Here is an 18,229-nt window from a genome sequence, read left to right as displayed (position 1 = left end):
CGTCTTGAAGAAACGACAGGGCATGATCCGCATTCGGAATGACCGCTTGACGCAAGTGCGTCAGCGGTTACCGATTAGGATCATGCCCGACCTGAAATGGTCAGGACTGAAGAGGGAGCGTCACCGTGGCTGACGGCGTCAGGAAAGACGAGGAATTCTCGGGCACCAAGCCGGTCGAGGAGCGTCATCGTATCGACGAGATGCGGCTCGAAGCCTGGATGCGCGACAACGTCGAAGGCTATGAAGGCCCGCTGGTGGTCCTGCAGTTCAAGGGCGGCCAGTCCAATCCGACCTACCGGCTCGACACGCCGAACCGCTCCTACGTGATGCGCAGAAAGCCGTTCGGCAAGCTGCTGCCGTCGGCGCATGCGGTCGATCGCGAATATCGCGTCATCGCCGCCCTCGGAAAGCAGGGTTTTCCGGTCGCGCGCGCCTATGCGCTGTGCCAGGACGACGGCGTTATCGGTTCGGCCTTCTACATCATGTCGATGGAGGATGGCCGGGTGTTCTGGGATCCGACGCTGCCGAGCCAGACGCCGGAGGATCGCCGCAAGATATTCACCAGCAAGATCGAGACACTCGCAAAACTCCACATGTACGATCCCGTCGCGATCGGCCTTGGCGAGTTCGGCAAGCCCGGCAATTACTTTGCGCGGCAGATCGACCGCTGGACCAAGCAGTATCGCGCGTCTGAGACCCAGCACATTCCAGAATTCGAGAAGGTCGCCGAATGGCTGCCGAAGACGGTGCCGGAGCAGGCGCGCGTCTCGATCGTCCACGGCGACTACCGCCTCGACAACATGATTTTCCACGCGACGGAACCGCGCGTGCAGGCCGTGCTGGACTGGGAGCTGTCGACGCTCGGCGATCCCATGGCCGACTTCACCTATCTGCTGATGCAGTGGATCATGCCGGGCCTGCAGGGCGCCGACCTCAAGGCGCTCAACATCCCGAGCGTGGAAGAGGCCGCGCAGATCTATTGCAACGTCACCAAGATGACGGTGCCCGATCTCAACTGGTATTTTGCTTACAATTTGTTCCGCCTCGCCGGCATCACGCAGGGAATAGCCGGCCGCGTCCGGGACGGCACCGCAGCGAATGCCAAGGCGCTCGAATCCGCCAAGCGCACCGTGCCGCTGTCGCAGGCGTCATGGGAATACGCGCAGAAGGCGGGGGCGGTTTAGGGAATGCAAAGGCGCGGTCGATGGCCGCGCCTTTTGCTTTGCGTTCGTAGCCCGGACGAGCGCAGTGATATCCGGGGCAAGGGTCCCGCATGTCGCTTCACTCATGCGGGCTACGGTGTCTCTCGACACTCCGTCATTGCGAGCGAAGCGAAGCAATCCAGAGTATCTCCGCGGTGACGGTCTGGATTGTTTCGTCGCAAGAGCTCCTCGCAATGACGAGGAGGCGCGCTACCCCTTCGCGCAATGCGCGATCAGCTTCTCCACGAAGCCTGCGCACTTCTCCAGCTCTGCCATCTCCACGAACTCATCCGGCGTATGCGCCTGCGCGATCGATCCCGGGCCGATCACCACCGAGGGGATATCGGCCATGCTGGCGAACAGGCTGGCTTCGGTGCCGAAGGCGACCTTGGCGTGATCGTTGCGGCCCGCAAGGCTCTTGGCGAGCGTGACGATTGTCGCATCCGCCGCGGTGTCGAGCGCGGGGTAGTCGAGGATCTCCTCGAAATCGATGCCGCACTCCGGGTGTCGCACCTTCATCGCGGGCTCGATCTCAGCCTTGGCCCAGGCGACGATCGCATCCGTCACCTCGCGCGACTCGGTGATGCCGATACCGCGGCATTCAAAATCCACCGTGCAGGTATCGGGCACGATGTTCAGCGCTGCGCCGCCATGCACGATGCTGGTGAGCAGCGTCGAGTGCGGAACGTCGTAGAGGCTGTCGGTTGCGCGTACGGCTGCGAGCGCCACGGCGCGGCGGCGGATCTCGACGATCAGCTCGGCCGCATATTCGATCGCGTTGACGCCCTCGGGCGCAATCGAGGAATGGCGGGCGAGCCCGTGAAAGGTCGCGCGCACGCCGTGCTTGCCCTTGTGGCCGATGATGACCTTCATCTCGGTCGGCTCGCCGATGAAGGCGCCGAGCGGCCGGACCTTCTTCTTGGCGACCTCGCCGAGCATCGGCCGGACGCCGACGCAGCCGATCTCCTCGTCGTAGGAGATGGCGAGATGGATCGGCGTTGCGAGCTTGGCCTCCACCATCTCCGGCACCATGGCAAGGCACACCGCGACGAAGCCCTTCATATCGGTGGTGCCGCGGCCGTAGAGCTTGCCGTCGCGCTCGACCAGCTTGAACGGATCGTGGCTCCAGTCCTGCCCCACCACAGGCACGACGTCGGTATGGCCCGACAGCACTAGGCCCGGGCGGTCCTCGGGGCCGATCGTGACCCACAGCGAGGCCTTTTGCCCTGTTACATCGACGATGCGCTCGCCCTTGATGCCGAACGCGGCGAGGTAGCTTTCGATATGGGCAATCAGCGGCAGGTTGGTGCGGTCACTGACGGTGTCGAAGCCGACGAGGTCGGCGAGGAGCTTGCGAATCCGGTCGGGTCTTGAGCTTGGCATTGTCTCGTTCTGTCAGGGGGAGTGAGGCTGAGGTGCTTGCAGGAACCATACCAACGCGGTGGCTGATTGCGCAAATCAACACAGAGGATCGTAGGGTGGGTTAGCGCAGCGTAACCCACCATTTCTCTTTCCGCGGACGCACAAGAGGTGGGTTACGCTGCGCTAACCCACCCTACGCATCACAATCCCTTGCGTTGCCCGACGGGCAAAACACGCCATCCATGGGTCCATGCCGGTCGGCGAAAATATTCCACTTTACCGAAATTCGGAAACGACGTATCTGTCGTCTCACTCCGGCCCAAGGAAGAGGGGCGTATCGCGATCGTCACGAACGCGGGCCGGACGGCGGTGGACGCAGGCCACATCGGCGCGAACGGCTTCGCAGGGCGGGCAACCGTGAGTGAAGGCCTCGCGCACACGACCGGTGTGATCCGCGTACGGCAAAATCGTGTGGTCCTGGCGCCCGGGGTCTGTGCGTCAAGTCTTGTGGTGATGTGTGCCGTCCAACCGGGCGCGCGCATCAGCCATCCGCAAGGCGACGGGGGCAATAGTGCATCGCTCCCCGGGGAGAGCGCGACATAAGCCGTAAAGCCACTGCGCAGGGAAGGCCGGATGTCCTGGCTACACCTGTATGCCGCTGTGCAGATTTCTCACTGCAACTTCGCACAGTGGACCGCGGGTGCCAGCCGGCACCCGGTCTTCCCTGCGCCCTCTTTCATTTGGGGGGAAGGCGACGAAGCAAAGCTCGGGCGAACAGGCCGCGAGGATGCGAAGGCGTGTCTGCAATTGAAAATACGAAATGAGAAAAGCGACGGCGTCGCCCCGCACTCCGTCATTGCTCGCAATGACGAGGTTGATGCAGCCGGCTCGCTATCTCTCCGCCGTCGTCCCGGCGAAGGCCGTGACGACACTGTGTGCTAAACCGGCTTGCCCGTATACGGCATCGACGCCGTCAGGCCGCCGTCCACCGGGAACGCCTGGCCGTTCACATACGAGGCTTCGTCGCTGGCCAGGAACAATCCCATCGCGGCGAGTTCGTGCGGTTGGCCGGGGCGCTTGAGCGGATTGAGCTGGCCGATCTTGTCGGAGGTGCCGCGCTCCTTGGCGCGGTCGAAGATCGGCTTGGTCATGCCGGTCTCGATCAGGCCCGGGCAGACCGCGTTGATGCGCACGCCGGTGCCGGTGAGCGAATACGCCGTGGTCTGCACCAGGCTGATGACGCCGGCCTTGCTCGCGGCATAGGGATGACCGCTGGCGCCGGCCTTGAGACCGGCGACGGACGCGGTGAGCACGATCGCGCCGGACTGCTGCTTCACCATGTGCGGCATGGCATGCTTCACCGCGAGGAACGGTCCGATCAGATTGATCCGCAAAACCTCCTGCCACTGCTCCACGGTCTGCTCGCCGAGCGGGACGAGACCGCCGCTGACGCCGGCATTGGCCCAGATCACGTCGAGACGGCCATGCGCCTTCACCGCCCTGTCGATCACGGCGATGACGTCCTGTTCGGAGCCCGCGTCCGCCATCATGGCTTCCGCGACGCCGCCGGCCTTCTTCACCTCGTCGACGGTCTCCTTCACCGCCTCGGTGCGGTCGACCGCGATCAGCTTGGCGCCTTCCCTGGTGAACAGCAGCGCGGCGGCGCGGCCGATGCCGCTGCCGGCGCCGGTGATGATGACGGATTTGCCTTGCAGACGGCCCATGCGTTTCTCCCTTTGTGCGCGCGCGACGCTTGCCGTGCGACGGAATTTCAAACAGAATTTGAAACAGTAAAGTGTCTTGAGACACGTTCACACCTGACGTACAGCGACATCACACGGGATGGAAGGGGTTCGATGGCAGGCGCAGACAAGCCCAATGTGGTCACGACACGCTGGTGGTGGGTCCGTCACGCGCCGGTGCGCAATGACGGCGGCAACATCTACGGCCAGAGCGATCTCGCCTGCGACACCAGCGACACCTACGTGTTCAATGCTGTTGCCAAGGTGCTGCCACGCAAGGCAGTCTGGTATTCGAGCAATCTGATGCGTACGCATCAGACCGCCGAAGCGATCTGGGCGGCCGGCTTTCCCCGGCCTGCGTCGATGAAGTGGGAAGCAGACCTTGCCGAGCAGAACCTCGGGCGCTGGCAGGGCATGAACCGCGCCCAGTTCATCGCAAGCCGCCCCGTCGGCTCGAGCTGGTTCGCCGACATCAACGAGCCCGCGCCCGGCGGGGAAAGCTTCATGGACCTCTACAACCGCACGCGCCGCACCATCGAGCGGATCAATGCCGAGGCAGCCGGCCAGGACGTGATCGCGGTCGCCCATGGCGGCACCATCAAGGCGGCGCTCGGGCTCGCGCTCGAGGGGCAGCTGGAGAAGGCGCTGTCGTTCGACATCGACAATTGCTCGATCACGCGGCTCGATCATTTCGCAAGCCCCGAGCGCACGGTCTGGCGGCTGCCGATGGTGAACCAGCAGCCGTGGATCGCGGACGATGCGCACGCGGCAATGCATCAGCTGGCGGGTCCGGAAGTCAAGAAGCTCGCCTGAGGCCAAAACTTGCCTAAGTCATTATCCGCTCGCGCGGACGCGGCGTAAGCTTCGAACCAATCATAACGCACTCTGGGAGAGAAACATGACCTTGTTCGACATGAAGGGGAAAGTCGCCGTCATCACCGGATCGACGCGCGGCATCGGGCTTGCGATCGCCGAGCGCATGGCCGAGCACGGCGCCAAGGTCGTGATCTCCTCGCGCAAGGCCGACGTCTGCGAGGAAGTCGCCAGGGGCATCAACGGCAAGTTCGGCAAGGGCACGGCGGTCGCGGTCGCCGCCAACATCTCGTCCAAGGAAAATCTGCAAAATTTGGTCGACGAAAGCAACCGCGCCTTCGGCAAGATCGACGTGCTGGTCTGCAACGCCGCCTCGAACCCGTATTACGGTCCGCTCGCGGGCATCTCCGACGATCAATTCAGGAAGATCCTCGACAACAACATCGTCGCCAACAACTGGCTGATCTCGATGGTGGTGCCGCAGATGATCGAGCGCAAGGACGGCTCGGTCATCATCGTGTCCTCGATCGGCGGTCTCAAGGGCTCGACCATCCTCGGCGCCTACGCGATCTCGAAGGCCGCCGACATGCAGCTCGCGCGCAACCTCGCCTGCGAATACGGCAAGCACAACATCCGCGTGAACTGCATCGCGCCCGGCCTGATCAAGACCGATTTTGCGAAAGCGCTGTGGGACAATCCGGAGAATTTGAAGGCGTCGACCGCGCGCTCACCGCTGTTGCGCATCGGCATTCCCGACGAGATCGCCGGTGCCGCCGTGTTCCTGGGATCCGCGGCCGGGGACTTCATGACCGGCCAGACCATGGTGATCGACGGCGGCGCGACGATCAGCTGAGGGCCTCGCGCAGGAGGGAAGACGGTTGGCCGAGCCGATCCGGCGAGGAACCAACCACTTTCCGGCTCGTTAGCCCTCGCATTCATCGTCAACCGGTAGGGTGGGCGAGGGCGAAAAGCGAGACAGATGATCCCCACGGTGATCAAGCCGCAATCCGCCGACGACGTCTCCGCAATGGTTGTCACGGTGGGCGCGGCGATCCTGAGCGTCATTATCGTCGCGGGGCTCTATCTCGGGCGGGAAATCTTCGTTCCTGTCGCGCTCGCCATTCTGCTGAGCTTCGTTCTTGCAGCACCCGTCAGGTTGGTGCAGCGTCTCCATGCCCCGCGTGCGCTGGCTGTCGTCGGTGTCGTGCTGTTTGCCTTCGCCATCATTTTCGCCTTGGGAAGCGTGATCGCCACGCAGCTGAACGGCTTGGCTGGCGATCTGCCGAAGTACCAAGTCACGATTCTGTCCAAGATCCAGTCGGTGCGCGGCGTCGCAGGGGGCAGTTCCACGCTCGAGCGTGCCGCCGAGATGCTTCAGGACCTGGGCAAGGAGCTGGACAAGCCCAAGTCGGTCGCGCCGGCCAACCCGCTGACCTCCGGCACGCCGGCTCACCCCGGCGTCAAGCCCGTCCCAGTGGAGGTGCTGCAGCCTGATCCCGGCGCGCTGGAGAGCCTGCGCTCGCTGATCGCGCCCCTGGTGTCGCCGCTGGCGACGACAGGCATCATCGTCATCTTCGTGATCTTCATCCTGATTCAGCGCGAAGATCTTCGAAACCGCCTGATCAGGCTAGCCGGCTCACACGATCTGCAACGGACGACCGCGGCACTCGACGACGCAGCGGCTCGCTTGAGCCGGCTTTTCCTCAATCAGCTCATGCTTAATACGGGTTTCGGCGTGTTGATTGGAACCGGCCTGTGGCTGATCGGGATTCCCAGCGCAGCGCTGTGGGGCATTCTCGCGGCCGTGCTTCGCTTTGTGCCTTATATCGGCTCGATCATAGCTGCGGCGTTTCCACTTGCGCTCGCGGTGGCGGTCGATCCGGGCTGGTGGATGTTGGCCTGGACGGCGGCGCTTTTCTTCGTCATCGAACCGCTGGTCGGGCAGGTCGTCGAACCTCTGTTGTACGGTCACACCACGGGGCTTTCGCCCGTGGCTGTCGTCGTCTCGGCAACGTTCTGGACGGCGCTGTGGGGACCGATCGGGCTGGTCCTCGCCACGCCGCTCACCGTCTGTCTGGTCGTGCTGGGCCGCCACGTCGAAAGGCTGTCCTTTCTGGACGTCATGTTCGGCGATCGCCCGGCGCTGTCGCCTCCGGAGATCTTTTATCAGCGCATGCTGGCCGGGGACCCGACCGAAGCGGCCGAAAAGGCCGAGCAATTTCTCAAGGAGCGGTCGCTCGCGGCCTATTACGATGAAGTCGCGCTCAAGGGTATGCAACTGGCCCAATCGGACCTCGACCGCGCTGCCCTGGACCAGATCCGGCTCGCACGCATCCGCGATACCGTGGTTGAATTTGTCGACGATCTCTCCGACCTGGATGACGGCCGTCCCGTCGGGAGTGAGCGCACCGAGGATGCCGAAGCAGCCGATGCCGTCGAAACCGTCGCCCCGGCCAGTGACCGACCGGACATCCCCGTGCTCGATGCAGCCAAACTTGCGGAGCCATTTCGCGGCGAAAATGCCGTGCTCTGCATTGGCGGCCGTACCATGCTCGACGAGGCCGGTGCGATCATGCTCGCGCAGCTGTGCCGCGCGCATGGCGTCGGCAGCCGTGTCGAAGGACCGGAGGCCTTGTCCACCGCCAGCATCTTCCGTCTCGAGACGTCAGGCGTGGCCTTGGTCTGTCTGGGCTATGTCGGCATCACGAGCCCGGCGCATCTGCGCTACGCGGTGCGCCGGCTTCGCCGCAAGCTGCCGCATGCGTCCATCATGGTTGGATGCTGGGCGGAGGACGTCGCAAACATCGACGAGCTGCGTGAGACGGCGAAGGCCGATCTGTTTGCCACCTCGCTGCGCGAGGCGGCGCAAATCGTCGTCTCCATGGCACAAGGCCAGGTTGGCTCCGCGCCGTCTGTTGCGGAGCCTGCCGTGTTGGCGCGTGCCTGAAAAGGCTACTCAACCGCCGCGTAGACCAGATCCCGCACCAGCGTCCGCGTGTAGTCGCGCTGGCCCGGGCCCTGGCTCATGAACACCGCGAACAGATCCTCCTTCGGATCGATCCAGAAGAACGTTCCGGCAATGCCGCTCCAGAAATACTGGCCGACGCTGCCGGGGAAGGGCGCGATGCCGGCCTCGCGGCGCACGGCGAAGCCGAGGCCGAAGCCGTGCCCGGGCGACAGCAGCGTGCCGTTGGTCACGACGTGCGGCCCGAGGTGATCGGAGGCCATCAGCTCCAGCGTCTTGCGGCCGATGATCCTGTTGCCGTCGAGCGTGCCGCCATTGCGCAGCATCAGCGCGAAGCGGGCATAGTCCATCGTGGTCGAGACGAGACCGCCGCCGCCGGACTCCATCACAGGCTGCTCGAGCATGTTGAACAGCGCGACCTTGTCGCCGGTCCAGGGATCGGCCGCGAACGGCTCGGCCAGCCGACCGGCATTGGCCTCGCTCGTGGCAAAGCCGGTCTCGGCCATTCGGAGCGGGGCAAGCACGCGCTCGGTCAGGAACGCGCCGAGTGATTTGCCGCTGGCGACCTCGATGATGCGGCCGAGGATATCGGTGGAGCGGCTGTAGTTGAACTCGTCACCGGGATGGCAGACCAGCGGGAAGCTCGCCACCATCGCGGCGTGCTCGGCATTGGTGATCTTGCGGCTGCGTACCCGCGAGTCCTGGTAGATCTTGTGCACGGGGCCATCGCCCTGGTGCTCATAGGTGAGGCCCGAGGTGTGGCGGAGCAGGTCCTGCACCGTCATCGCCCGCTTGGGCGGAACCAGTTCCAGCTTGCCGCCGCTGACCACGCCGACCTTTTGATCGCCGAACTCCGGGATGAATTTGGCCACAGGGTCGTTCAGGAGGAGGTAACCGTCCTCGACCAGCGCCATGATGCCAACCGAGACGATCGGCTTGGTCATCGAGAAGATCCGGAAGATCGAATCTTGCGCCATCGGTGCCGGGGCCGCCGGGTTCTGCCTGCCGAGCGCCTCGAACCAGCCGACCTGGCCCCGCCGCGCCACCAGCACGGTGACGCCGGGAACGGTTCCCTTGTCGATTTCGCGCTTGAAAGCGTCCGACATGGCCTGGAGGCGGGGACGCGACAGCCCGAGCGTTTCGGGGCGGGCTTCCGGCAAAGGCGGAGTCTGGGCTGTGGAGGGGGCTGTCGTGGCAGCTTGGGCGGTCATGGGGGCTCCCGGGTTGTTCTTGTCGTTGGAGACCAACCTTCGCCCAGAAGTCGCGGTGTGAACAAGCGGCGCCGGTGCGCTTCTCCCTTGCAATCCGGTCGCCCCCTGTGCTTGAAAGCGGCCCTGAGCCGCGGCAACGCAGGTTCGTAGGAGTGTAGCTCAATTGGTAGAGCACCGGTCTCCAAAACCGGGGGTCGCAGGTTCGAGCCCTGCCACTCCTGCCAGCGAAATCAAATAGTTAGATTAGTTGCTGGCGGGCTGGACAAGGTCTCGCGTCTTGAATCCCGGAGATAGGCCCTCAAGGCCTGAGACAGACCTGTCGCGACCCGATGGTCGCGCGCGCGGTCTTCGACCGCCGCTCAGCGAGCAGCGGTCCGCCCGGCGTCCGAAGGCACCTGGCTGAGATCAATGTTGCGGATCGGCACGCGGCGAAGCAGCGAAAGGATGGTCTGGCCGAGCTGCAGATAGGTGTGCGGACGCAGCGCGCGCGATGATCCCTTCAGCTCCGCATTCAGGCTCACGGGCACCTGGACGTGGGTGAGGCCGAGCTGGAGCAGCGAGATCAGGGAGCAGATCTGGTAGCCGTAGCCGTCGACGTCCACCGCGATCTGGCGCAGCCATTTCACGGGGTAGATGATCATGCTGTGGTAGTCGGACAACCAGAAGCCGAACAGGCAATTGAGGATGAACCGCAGCGAATGCGACTGGATCGAGCGATTGACGGAACGGTCCGATTGATTGTCGCGGTAGGTGATCACAATGTCGGCGGCGCCCGCCGCCTTGAACATCCTGGCGATGCCTTCGTCCTGAAAGGCGTGATCGCCGGGGATCAGCGTGATGGCATCGAACTTCGCATGGGACAGCGCGTATTTGAAGCCAGCGCCGACGCCGCGCCGTTCCGCGTGATGCCGCACGATGATCCGCGAATCCCTGGTCGCGTAGTCGTCCATGATCGCGCCGGTCGCGTCATCGCTGCCATCGTCGATCAGGAAGATCTCGAAATCGTCGAGCAGCTCGCGGGCCAGCGGCAAGACACCGTCGATGGTGTCGGCAATCTTGTCCTGCTCGTTCAATGCCGGAATGACGATGGTCAGCTTTTTGGCGGCCTTGGGAGATGTCATCGGATACTGCCGTTTCCGGCCACTCTGTATAGTTGAAACCGGATGCAACTCTAAGTCATCCGCGCCGACCGAACAACATCGCGCCGACACACCGGTCTGCGGAACTGTCACAATTGGGCGGGGGCGTGTCCTCAAGGCAACTAATCGATAAAGTCGTAGAGGCCCGTGTCTCCAATGCCGAAGAATCGGCGCAAACGACCGATGCGGCCTGCCATGTTCCGGCCGGCCGCAGTCGCGGCAAAGCGCGAGTCGACCTGTTCGACCAGCCCGCCATCGACAAGAATCTTAGCTCGTCCCTGGAACAGATGTGGAACCTGGCGTTCGACGACCTCGGATAGCGGGGCGGTCCGCTCCGGCCGGTCGACGAGGCTCAGCAGGATCTCCAGCGAAACCGACTTGTACACCGCCCCAAAGGCGAAAACATAGCCCATGACGCAAAACGCGAAAATCGAGGCGGCGTCCCAATACCGGAATTGCGGGACGATCAAAACGCCGAGTACGACGCCGAAACCATGTGAGACGATTGCACCGATTGCGAGCAGGATCACCGGCGCAATCGACCACGCGAAAGCGCGGGCCATGAATTGCAGGACTGGTGCCAGCAGGGCGAAGGCGATGGCGGCGATGAACCCGACAGCAAAGGACATCGAAAATTCACCCAAGGCCGGTCGACAAGCGAACCAGCTTGACGAGATAAGTCACCGCCAACCCCTTGGCCGTCGGCGCCAGCTTGTCATCGGTCGTCATCACCAGTCCCGAACCGGTCAGGAGCTTCAGTCGATTGTGCGCGAAGGTCCCGATGTCGCCGCCCTGCATGTAGGCCGCGGCCCATTGCTCCGACGTGAGGGGGCGCCCGGCCTGGACCAGTGACGTGAGCAGCGTCAGCGTGAAACCCCAGGCCAGCAGGCTGAACAGAACGTAGCAAAGCATGATCGCCGTCGCCAGCAGGAAGAGACCGCCGAGCACGTCGTCAAGATTTCGTTGACCCGGAATCGCGATGCAGGCGATGACAAAGAGAACGACCACGCTCACGCATCCCAGCCGAAAGCGACGGCCAGATCCGCGAATGATCCGCGCATAGCACATCAAAAGCAGCGGAAGCGCGGCACTGAGACAAATCGCAGCGATCTGCGCGGGACCCGGAAGCATGTTCATTTGCGGAAAATCGCCCCGGTTGCCTCTCAGGCCGAGCCAGACTGAAAAGTCTATAGGTGGTCGGATTTTTCCGGTCAAGGGAGGCCGGCTTCGCTCCCTTGCGGGGCTCTGGCAAGCGTGCGAAATCTACGCCCGATGACCTTACTCCACCGTCCGGGCAAATCCTCGCTGTTGCGCCCGATAGCAATCCTCCTCGTGGTGTTGCTGGCTGCGCACGCGCCTATGCTGCTGAACGACGGTCTCTTCATGGACGACTGGCTGGTGCTCAAGCCGCGTCCTGATTTCGTCATCGACATCGATTTCCTGCTGTCCGGTGCCGGCCATCCGATTTTCTACAGCTACGACACCTTCGCAAATTGGACGGGCGCTCCAATTGTTGCGATGGTATCGATGGCGATCGCCGGAATTCTCTTCGGCGCGACATGCCTGGTGCTGACGGCCACGCGGCTCAATCTGCTCGACCGCGCCGAGGCCGTCGGCGTTGCACTGATCGTCTGGACCTATCCCGGCTACCAGCTCTGGGCGGGCAAGGCGAACGCGGTCTACGTCCTGAGCTTTGGGCTGTCGTTCGTCGGCGCGTGGCTGCTCAGTCTCGCCTATGGCGCCGGCGGCTTGCGATCCCTGCTGCTCCGCGTGATGTGTGCGCTCGTGTTCCTGCTGAGCTTCGCATTGAACTCGACGATCGTGCTCTACGCCTTCCTGATGTTCGGTCTCTTCGTTGCCTTTTGGCGGGCCTGTGACGCGGGGCAGGGCTTCGTTCGCCGCACATGGCGCGCGGCCTGGCGCTGCGCCGTGGCTTATCCCGAACTGGTCGTGCTGCCTCTGGTCTATTGGGGCGCGCTCAATGTCTGGTTCAAGCGTAGCGGCGTATATGCGCAGCACTACAACGCCCATTTGCCGAACCTGGGCGAATTGGTGCAGGGGTGGAGGGTCTTTTTTGCCACCGGCTACACCGACGTCGTCGTCAACACCCTTCACGCGGCGGTCGACAGCCCAAAGCTCTTCATCCTTGCCGCGGTCCTCGTCGGCATCGCGTTGATGCTGCTGCGCTCCGACACAGAGCCGACCGGCTGTCGGAGCTTGAACGCCCTGCCGCTCGCGCTCGCCGTAATTCTGTTCCTGGCATTGTCGCTCCCCTATCTCATCGCCGGCCTGAGGCCTGCGACATCGCATTTCTATGAGAGCCGTCATCTCCTGATGTTCGGCCTACCGTCGGCGCTGACGCTGCTCGCCTTCAAGCGGGCGGCCGAACGTTGGACCCGTCCCGGCCTCGCCTTTGCAGTCGTGTTCGGATTGGGAACGATGCTGTCGATCGGCATGCTGTGGAACGGCTACATTTTCATGCAGGCGAGGACACTGAAGCAGGAGGCCCTGGCGCGCGCTCTCGCCAGCCGGACCCAGCCGGCTGCGACGGTCTTCGCGCTCGACGACGGCTTCGTCGATTTCCCGTCGCGACACGTGCCGTTCGGTCTCGCCGAGGTCAGCGGCATCCTCCGGCTCGCTTGGGGCAATCAGCCCTTCTTCGGTTTCGCGCTGCGTGCGGAGAGGCCGTCGATCCTCCGGGAAATGGAAGAGGCGCGCACGGCGCCCGGAAGCGCGTTCCGCCATTTCGATCCGTCGGGACGGCAGGCGACGATCTCATTGCAGCCTGGCCCCGCCGCCGCGCCGAACATGGTGCTGGCTCGGAGATATTACGCCTGCCGGCTGCTTGCGCGCTGCGATGTATCGCAGTTCCTGGATCAACTCGCGCAGGTCACGATCGACGTTGGGCCGATCGCCGGCATCCTGCCGATCGAAGGCGCGAAGCCTAGCCAGTGACCTGCCGCTTCCAGACCGCCTCTGCCAGTGCAATGTCGACGATCGAATCCTCGCCGGACGCCAGGGGAGCCTTTCGTTCGATGATATCGGAGACGAATGCATCGGCCTGACGTCGAAAGGCCCAACTCTTTTCGCGCGGCAGCCGGGTGAGACGACCATCGCAGTCGAGGATGATCTGCGCCTCTTCCCCGGCAAAGGGAGCCGGCAGTTCGATGGTCACGGCGCCGCGCTCGAAGTTGATCGTCAGTCCTTCGCGCCAGGCGCCCTCCGATCCATTTGCAAGTTCCAGCACGCAGCCGACGCCGTCGAAGTCGAGAGTGAGGCGCGCGGCGCCGGAGACTTCGACGCTGCTTTCGGCCACAGCGGGCGAAGGCCCGAGCACATGGCGCGCCAGATTGATGATGTGGCTGAAGACGTTCAGAAAGTTGTCGTAGCCCGGCCGCATCGCGATCGGCATCCAGTCCGGACCGTCCTGCCAGAGCTCGAGCCCGTCGGGCCGGGTCTCGCCGGTCATGACGAAGGTCTCGCGCGATCCGCCGGTGTTCCCGGCGAAACACCAGCCTCGCGCGCCGATCATGCGTCCGAGCGTCCCTTCGCTTCGAATGCGCGCCAGCTCGGCCAGCGCGCGCGCCACGCCGGCGTCGTGGCGCTTCATGTAGCCGATGCTGTAGACAAGGCTCTGCCGCCGGGCAGCCGCGACGAGCGTGCTTGCCTGTGCCGTCGTGTAGGCCATCGGCTTCTCCGACAGCACGTGCCGTCCGGCGTTCAGCGCATCCAGGACGATCGGGCCCGTGGCCCGGCGTTTCGTCACCACGACCACGCCGGATATTTCGTTGTCGGCAAGCAGTTCCCGGTGTGTGGCGTAGACTCGCGTGATGCCGAATTTTTGCGCCGCCGCGGCAGCGAGATCCGGTCGGAGATCGGCGATCGCGACCACGCGGCAGGTGGGATTGGCAACGAAATTGGCAAGATGGCACATCTGGCCGACCATGCCGGTCCCGATGATGCCAATGCCAGGACGCACTTGCTACTCTTCCTCGAAACGCTTGCGAACGACGAGGAAGTGCGTCGGCTGTCCCCAGGTGTTGATGAACGCCGCTTCAGTTCGGGTGAGGGCCGTGACCGCGGAAAAATCGCGCTGTCCGATCGCGCTGAAGATGCGATGGAAACTGTCGAGCGTCGCGTTGATTGCTGCGATGTCGGCAGCATCGTCAGCGAAGATCTCGGTCGCGCGCGCTGTGTCGCGCAATTCGGCGAGGCTCGAGATCACACGGGGAAGGCTGTCTCCGAAGGGGTCGTCGATCAGCCTGTCGACGTCGACGAGCAGACCTTCGATCAAGGTCGTGATCGTGCTCACCGCGTCGGCCTTGCCGACGAGATAGAGCTTTCGTCCGCCGAGGAAGCTCAGTCGGCTCCGCTCGAGATGGCGCACGGAGCGACGCAGCTTTTCGTCGGAGGACAGGACCTTCCTGTGCCAGTAGACGTCAACATTGTCGTGGTACGACGGCCATGCCGAATGGATGTCGAACCCCAGTTCATGCGCCGACGTGCACAATTCCACGGCATCGAGGAAATACCGGCGTCGGACGAAGGGATTTTCGAGCACGTCCATCAGCCAGGATTCGAAGCTGCGGGTGTGCGGAATGCTGTTCCATTTCGCCTCGTACAGCAGCTTCGCCGTTTCCAGCGCTGGACGTTCCGACAAGGCCTTGCCGGCCGCATGGATGGCCTTGAGCGCGAGTTCGAAGAAGCCGCCGTAGCGCTCGTAATACGAAACGATGGCATATCCGTCCGGATTGAGCAGGCGATGGAAAATGCGAAGCCAGGTCGCGCTCGGCTGGATCGTGTAGATGAAGCCTTCGGCATCGACCACGTCGAAGCGGCGATCGCTCCCAAATCCTTCGACATCTGACGATGCCAGCTCGCGAAGGCGGGCGGTCTGCCCGAAATGCGAGAAATAGGCCTGAATCCGCGCGTGGGCCTGCCGGTTCGGTTCGGCGAGCGTCATGTTTGCGCCCCAGCCGGCAAACACCAGGGCGTTCTCGCCGGAATCCGGACCGAACTCGAGGACCTCGGCGTCACGGAACAGGCGTGGCGGCAACACCAGCTTGTCCGAAAACAGCTCGCGGCGCGCACGGGCATAGGCATCGAGTTCGCCGGGTGACTTGAAATTCGCGAACGTCGGCAGGATGTTTTGACGTTCGTAATAGTTGAAAAGCTTGTCCTCAGCCATGCTGCGCCCCTGTGGCTGTCGCGCGCCGACCGAATTCGCTCGAGAGGTCAATGACCGGCCACGGATCGGTCGAAGGGCGGAGGCGGCAAGAGTCGGTCACTGTTCGGGCTCTTTGCGGAATGACGGGCGAACATCGGCGCCAAAACACACGCGGCGTCGCTGAAGCCTATATAGCGCCGCAGGCTGCGTCACAATTCTTAAGTTGCCGGGCCCGGGTCCAGGTTCGATCTGGACGTTCTACTGAACTCCCGGAGATGCTTCATCGCATGCGGGTGACGGCAGGGCCAGGAGCCAAGCCGCCCCACGGACGCCAGGCCGTCGGCACGGCGGCCGATACTCCGCTCTCGCCAGGGGCGTCGGCTCGCCATCCTTCAATTGCATGAGCTCCCCACGGCCTCCGGTGGCTGAAGGAGCATCCTCGAGGACCTCCCTCAGGATCTCGAACAAGCTCATGTCATTGAGCGGCGGAATCGCGGGCGCGGCGCGATAACGCCAGGTCTCCTGGCGTTGTGGGCAAGGAAAGAATTCGAGGTAGGAAATCGAGCAGCGGCCGCGCGAGGCGGCCCCTGAAGTAAGATCCCCGCAAAAGTCGGTGTAGACAAACGATCGTCCTCGACCTTCGTCACGCAGCGTCGCTTGTGCGACATTCATGTCATTTGCCGCAAGGCACCGCGCGCGGAATGGAATGCCGTAACTGTCCGAGATCAGGAGCTTCACGACCTTGGGCTCGGGATCCGCCAGCAAGGCTGCACGGACCTGCCGCTGCATGTCACCGGTGACCAGCCCGTCGTACAGCAGCCATTTGGAATCGTGCACCAACGAAAGTGCGAAAATTGTGATCACGCCACCAGCGGCCGCCGTACGAAGACGGGGTGTCGGAATCATCTGCATGATGGCGGCCATCAGGATCAACATGCCGAATTGCGATGGAAAGAGCAGTCTCGATTCGCCCCGTCCCATGTCGCCATAGAGCCCGGCAAGCGCGTAGGGAATGGCGCCGAGGACGGCCATTGCGGCTCCCAACAGCAGCAAAAGCAGCAGGCTTCCGGTCGAGGCGCGGCTCTTGAGCATCCAGGACGTCCGCAGTGCGCCTGATGAGAACAGGACGAATACGGCGATCGCTGCGAATGTCAGCATGGTCGAAACGGGGCGGCCGAGAAGCTTGAAGCCTTGGGAGTATGCGTAGGCGAGGCCGCGCGGGAAGGCCAGCAGATGGGTAGCCAGTGCCTGGCTGATGACGGCAATGTCAGGCGTGAAACCATACTGCCCGGCGTAGTGACCGCTCTTTCCCAGAATTGTCAGCCGCAGCACGATCATGACCGCGATGGCCAGCCAGAACGGAACAAGACGTGCGAGCGTCTGCGTCCAACGTTCGGTCGGGGACCGCGCCAGCACGATGCGGAGCGGCTCGAGGGCGATCAGTGTCTCGAGGGACAATGCGAAGAGCAGGCTGAACGGCGCCGTCCATCGGAGTGCCCGGACCTTCGAGTAGCTCAACTCGTAGGACAGCAAATAGAACAGGAGAAAGAAGTCATAGACCGCGTTTTGCGTCAGGCGAATTGCATAGAATGGGCTGAGCAGGAACAGCGCCGTGACGAGGTCCCTGATCCGCCTTGTATGCGGTGATCGTGAAAGAACGGCGTAAAGCAATATGCCGTTCACGATATGGCAACCCAGTCCGGCGAGCCGCGCGGCGAGATCGGGCATGTCGGGCAAAAGCGCAACAGACACGGTCATGGGGATGGCAAAGCCGGCATGGGCTGCCTCCCATAGCAGGCGCGCAAGACCGACTGCGCCTTGGGTCCAATAGATGTAGTAGACGGTCCAGTCGTCGCCGAAGACCTGGCGCGCGAACAGCGCAGGCACGCTCGCGGCGATCGCCAGTGCCATTGCCAGGTAGACATAGGCAATGCCTGGCCGTCTCCAGGAACGGTGAGCTGCTGCTTTCGAGGCAGTCTTCATGCGAAAATCATCGAAACCGGCAAAGACGCTCACGCTCGCAGAACCTTGCCTTGCCCGGCTCGATGCCCGGCGGCAAGCATGGCGATCCTCGCCACGTATTCGTGGACCTCTGAGGCATCGCTGCCATCAGGGGCCCAGTCGGGAAAGGCCGTGCGAGACGGATCGAACGGGCCAGCGGTGGTTTCGTGAAACACCAGCCATTCCGAGGTGATCAGAAGCGAATGGAACACCTTTTCGGGCATCCGGTAGTAGCAGAGGGAGCCTTGTCCGTAGGGCGCCATCTCGAACACGTCGCGAATGCGGCCATCGTCTTCGAAGATTACCGCCTGCGCGGTTCCTTCCATTACATAAAACGACTCCGGCTTGCCCAGGTGCATGTGGGGTCGAACATAGGCCTCGCGATGATGCACGATCAGCATCTCATGAAGGCCGGACGATGGATCCGGATGCGTGCATAGCCGGCTGCGCAAACGCGGATTGCCTGCGGCGATGCGTTTCAGCTCGCTGATCGTCGCGTCGTCCGCAGTGACGATGGCGTCATTGGAATAGTAGACTTCCGGATTCTGCGCGCGTAGCGACGTCGTCCGGCGCAGCTCGGTCGTTTCACTCGAAGAAGATGAAGCCATGGTCGCCACAGGCTGTTCG

Annotated in this window: 15 protein-coding genes and 1 tRNA gene; 6 read left to right on the top strand and 10 right to left on the bottom strand. The window is 63.3% G+C overall.

Annotated elements, in window-relative coordinates; all coding sequences use genetic code 11:
• Positions 1–125: 125 nt before the first annotated feature.
• Positions 126–1,184, top strand: coding sequence for a phosphotransferase family protein (locus tag OC450_RS26880; protein ID WP_262048966.1), 1,059 nt, complete (start codon positions 126–128; stop codon positions 1,182–1,184).
• Between the two features lie 228 nt (positions 1,185–1,412).
• On the opposite strand, the gene argE is transcribed toward OC450_RS26880, so the two are convergent.
• Together argE and OC450_RS26870 are read right to left on the bottom strand one after the other, a co-directional pair.
• Complete coding sequence (argE, locus tag OC450_RS26875; RefSeq protein ID WP_262048965.1) at positions 1,413–2,585, bottom strand: acetylornithine deacetylase; 1,173 nt, start codon at positions 2,583–2,585, stop codon at positions 1,413–1,415.
• A 917-nt stretch (positions 2,586–3,502) separates the two neighbouring features.
• Positions 3,503–4,288 (bottom strand): SDR family NAD(P)-dependent oxidoreductase, encoded by a 786-nt coding sequence (locus tag OC450_RS26870; RefSeq protein WP_256808401.1) that lies wholly within the window; start codon positions 4,286–4,288, stop codon positions 3,503–3,505.
• A 132-nt stretch (positions 4,289–4,420) separates the two neighbouring features.
• Between OC450_RS26870 and OC450_RS26865 the strand changes: the two genes are divergently transcribed.
• The 3 genes from OC450_RS26865 to OC450_RS26855 all read left to right on the top strand — a co-directional run bounded on the left by OC450_RS26865 (position 4,421) and on the right by OC450_RS26855 (position 8,066).
• A complete protein-coding gene (locus tag OC450_RS26865) occupies positions 4,421–5,119 on the top strand; it encodes a histidine phosphatase family protein (protein ID WP_211386687.1) in 699 nt (232 codons plus the stop codon).
• 85 nt (positions 5,120–5,204) lie between these two features.
• Positions 5,205–5,972, top strand: coding sequence for an SDR family NAD(P)-dependent oxidoreductase (locus OC450_RS26860; RefSeq protein ID WP_256808400.1), 768 nt, complete (start codon positions 5,205–5,207; stop codon positions 5,970–5,972).
• A gap of 126 nt (positions 5,973–6,098) precedes the next feature.
• Complete coding sequence (locus OC450_RS26855) at positions 6,099–8,066, top strand: AI-2E family transporter (RefSeq protein ID WP_211386685.1); 1,968 nt, start codon at positions 6,099–6,101, stop codon at positions 8,064–8,066.
• Between the two features lie 5 nt (positions 8,067–8,071).
• On the opposite strand, the gene OC450_RS26850 is transcribed toward OC450_RS26855, so the two are convergent.
• On the bottom strand, positions 8,072–9,295 hold the full coding sequence (locus OC450_RS26850; protein WP_211386684.1) for a serine hydrolase domain-containing protein: 1,224 nt from the start codon (positions 9,293–9,295) through the stop codon (positions 8,072–8,074).
• 148 nt (positions 9,296–9,443) lie between these two features.
• On the opposite strand from OC450_RS26850, the gene OC450_RS26845 reads away from it, so the two are divergent.
• Positions 9,444–9,519 (top strand) — tRNA-Trp (locus OC450_RS26845).
• 135 nt (positions 9,520–9,654) lie between these two features.
• On the opposite strand, the gene OC450_RS26840 is transcribed toward OC450_RS26845, so the two are convergent.
• The 3 genes from OC450_RS26840 to OC450_RS26830 all read right to left on the bottom strand — a co-directional run bounded on the left by OC450_RS26840 (position 9,655) and on the right by OC450_RS26830 (position 11,442).
• On the bottom strand, positions 9,655–10,416 hold the full coding sequence (locus OC450_RS26840) for a glycosyltransferase family 2 protein (RefSeq protein WP_211386683.1): 762 nt from the start codon (positions 10,414–10,416) through the stop codon (positions 9,655–9,657).
• 140 nt (positions 10,417–10,556) lie between these two features.
• Positions 10,557–11,063, bottom strand: a complete 507-nt coding sequence (locus OC450_RS26835) for a hypothetical protein (protein ID WP_211386682.1) — start codon at positions 11,061–11,063, stop codon at positions 10,557–10,559.
• A 7-nt stretch (positions 11,064–11,070) separates the two neighbouring features.
• Positions 11,071–11,442: a hypothetical protein gene (locus OC450_RS26830; RefSeq protein WP_262048964.1), complete on the bottom strand. Its 372-nt coding sequence runs from the start codon at positions 11,440–11,442 to the stop codon at positions 11,071–11,073.
• A gap of 264 nt (positions 11,443–11,706) precedes the next feature.
• On the opposite strand from OC450_RS26830, the gene OC450_RS26825 reads away from it, so the two are divergent.
• Positions 11,707–13,389, top strand: coding sequence for a hypothetical protein (locus OC450_RS26825; RefSeq protein ID WP_262048963.1), 1,683 nt, complete (start codon positions 11,707–11,709; stop codon positions 13,387–13,389).
• On the opposite strand, the gene OC450_RS26820 is transcribed toward OC450_RS26825, so the two are convergent.
• The 4 genes from OC450_RS26820 to OC450_RS26805 form a co-directional block, all read right to left on the bottom strand.
• Positions 13,379–14,413 (bottom strand): Gfo/Idh/MocA family protein, encoded by a 1,035-nt coding sequence (locus OC450_RS26820; protein WP_262048962.1) that lies wholly within the window; start codon positions 14,411–14,413, stop codon positions 13,379–13,381. The two genes, OC450_RS26825 and OC450_RS26820, sit on opposite strands and share 11 nt — an antisense overlap.
• Before the next feature lie 3 nt (positions 14,414–14,416).
• Positions 14,417–15,622, bottom strand: a complete 1,206-nt coding sequence (locus tag OC450_RS26815) for a class I SAM-dependent methyltransferase (protein ID WP_262048961.1) — start codon at positions 15,620–15,622, stop codon at positions 14,417–14,419.
• A gap of 237 nt (positions 15,623–15,859) precedes the next feature.
• Complete coding sequence (locus OC450_RS26810; protein WP_256808398.1) at positions 15,860–17,617, bottom strand: hypothetical protein; 1,758 nt, start codon at positions 17,615–17,617, stop codon at positions 15,860–15,862.
• Complete coding sequence (locus tag OC450_RS26805) at positions 17,614–18,210, bottom strand: WbuC family cupin fold metalloprotein (RefSeq protein WP_211386720.1); 597 nt, start codon at positions 18,208–18,210, stop codon at positions 17,614–17,616. The genes OC450_RS26810 and OC450_RS26805 overlap by 4 nt, the downstream gene beginning before the upstream one ends.
• Positions 18,211–18,229 lie beyond the last annotated feature (19 nt).

Origin of the sequence: Bradyrhizobium sp. Bra78 (assembly GCF_024519855.1) — a bacterium.
Taxonomy (GTDB): Bacteria; Pseudomonadota; Alphaproteobacteria; order Rhizobiales; family Xanthobacteraceae; genus Bradyrhizobium; species Bradyrhizobium japonicum_G.
This window is presented reverse-complemented; position numbering and strand designations above follow the sequence as displayed.

Coding starts and splice junctions, on each gene's coding strand:
- argE (WP_262048965.1), bottom strand. CDS start 2,585: ATGCCAAGCTCAAGACCCGACCGGATTCGCAAGCTCCTCGCCGACCTC.
- OC450_RS26870 (WP_256808401.1), bottom strand. CDS start 4,288: ATGGGCCGTCTGCAAGGCAAATCCGTCATCATCACCGGCGCCGGCAGC.
- OC450_RS26865 (WP_211386687.1), top strand. CDS start 4,421: ATGGCAGGCGCAGACAAGCCCAATGTGGTCACGACACGCTGGTGGTGG.
- OC450_RS26860 (WP_256808400.1), top strand. CDS start 5,205: ATGACCTTGTTCGACATGAAGGGGAAAGTCGCCGTCATCACCGGATCG.
- OC450_RS26855 (WP_211386685.1), top strand. CDS start 6,099: ATGATCCCCACGGTGATCAAGCCGCAATCCGCCGACGACGTCTCCGCA.
- OC450_RS26850 (WP_211386684.1), bottom strand. CDS start 9,295: ATGACCGCCCAAGCTGCCACGACAGCCCCCTCCACAGCCCAGACTCCG.
- OC450_RS26840 (WP_211386683.1), bottom strand. CDS start 10,416: ATGACATCTCCCAAGGCCGCCAAAAAGCTGACCATCGTCATTCCGGCA.
- OC450_RS26835 (WP_211386682.1), bottom strand. CDS start 11,063: ATGTCCTTTGCTGTCGGGTTCATCGCCGCCATCGCCTTCGCCCTGCTG.
- OC450_RS26825 (WP_262048963.1), top strand. CDS start 11,707: ATGACCTTACTCCACCGTCCGGGCAAATCCTCGCTGTTGCGCCCGATA.
- OC450_RS26815 (WP_262048961.1), bottom strand. CDS start 15,622: ATGGCTGAGGACAAGCTTTTCAACTATTACGAACGTCAAAACATCCTG.
- OC450_RS26805 (WP_211386720.1), bottom strand. CDS start 18,210: ATGGCTTCATCTTCTTCGAGTGAAACGACCGAGCTGCGCCGGACGACG.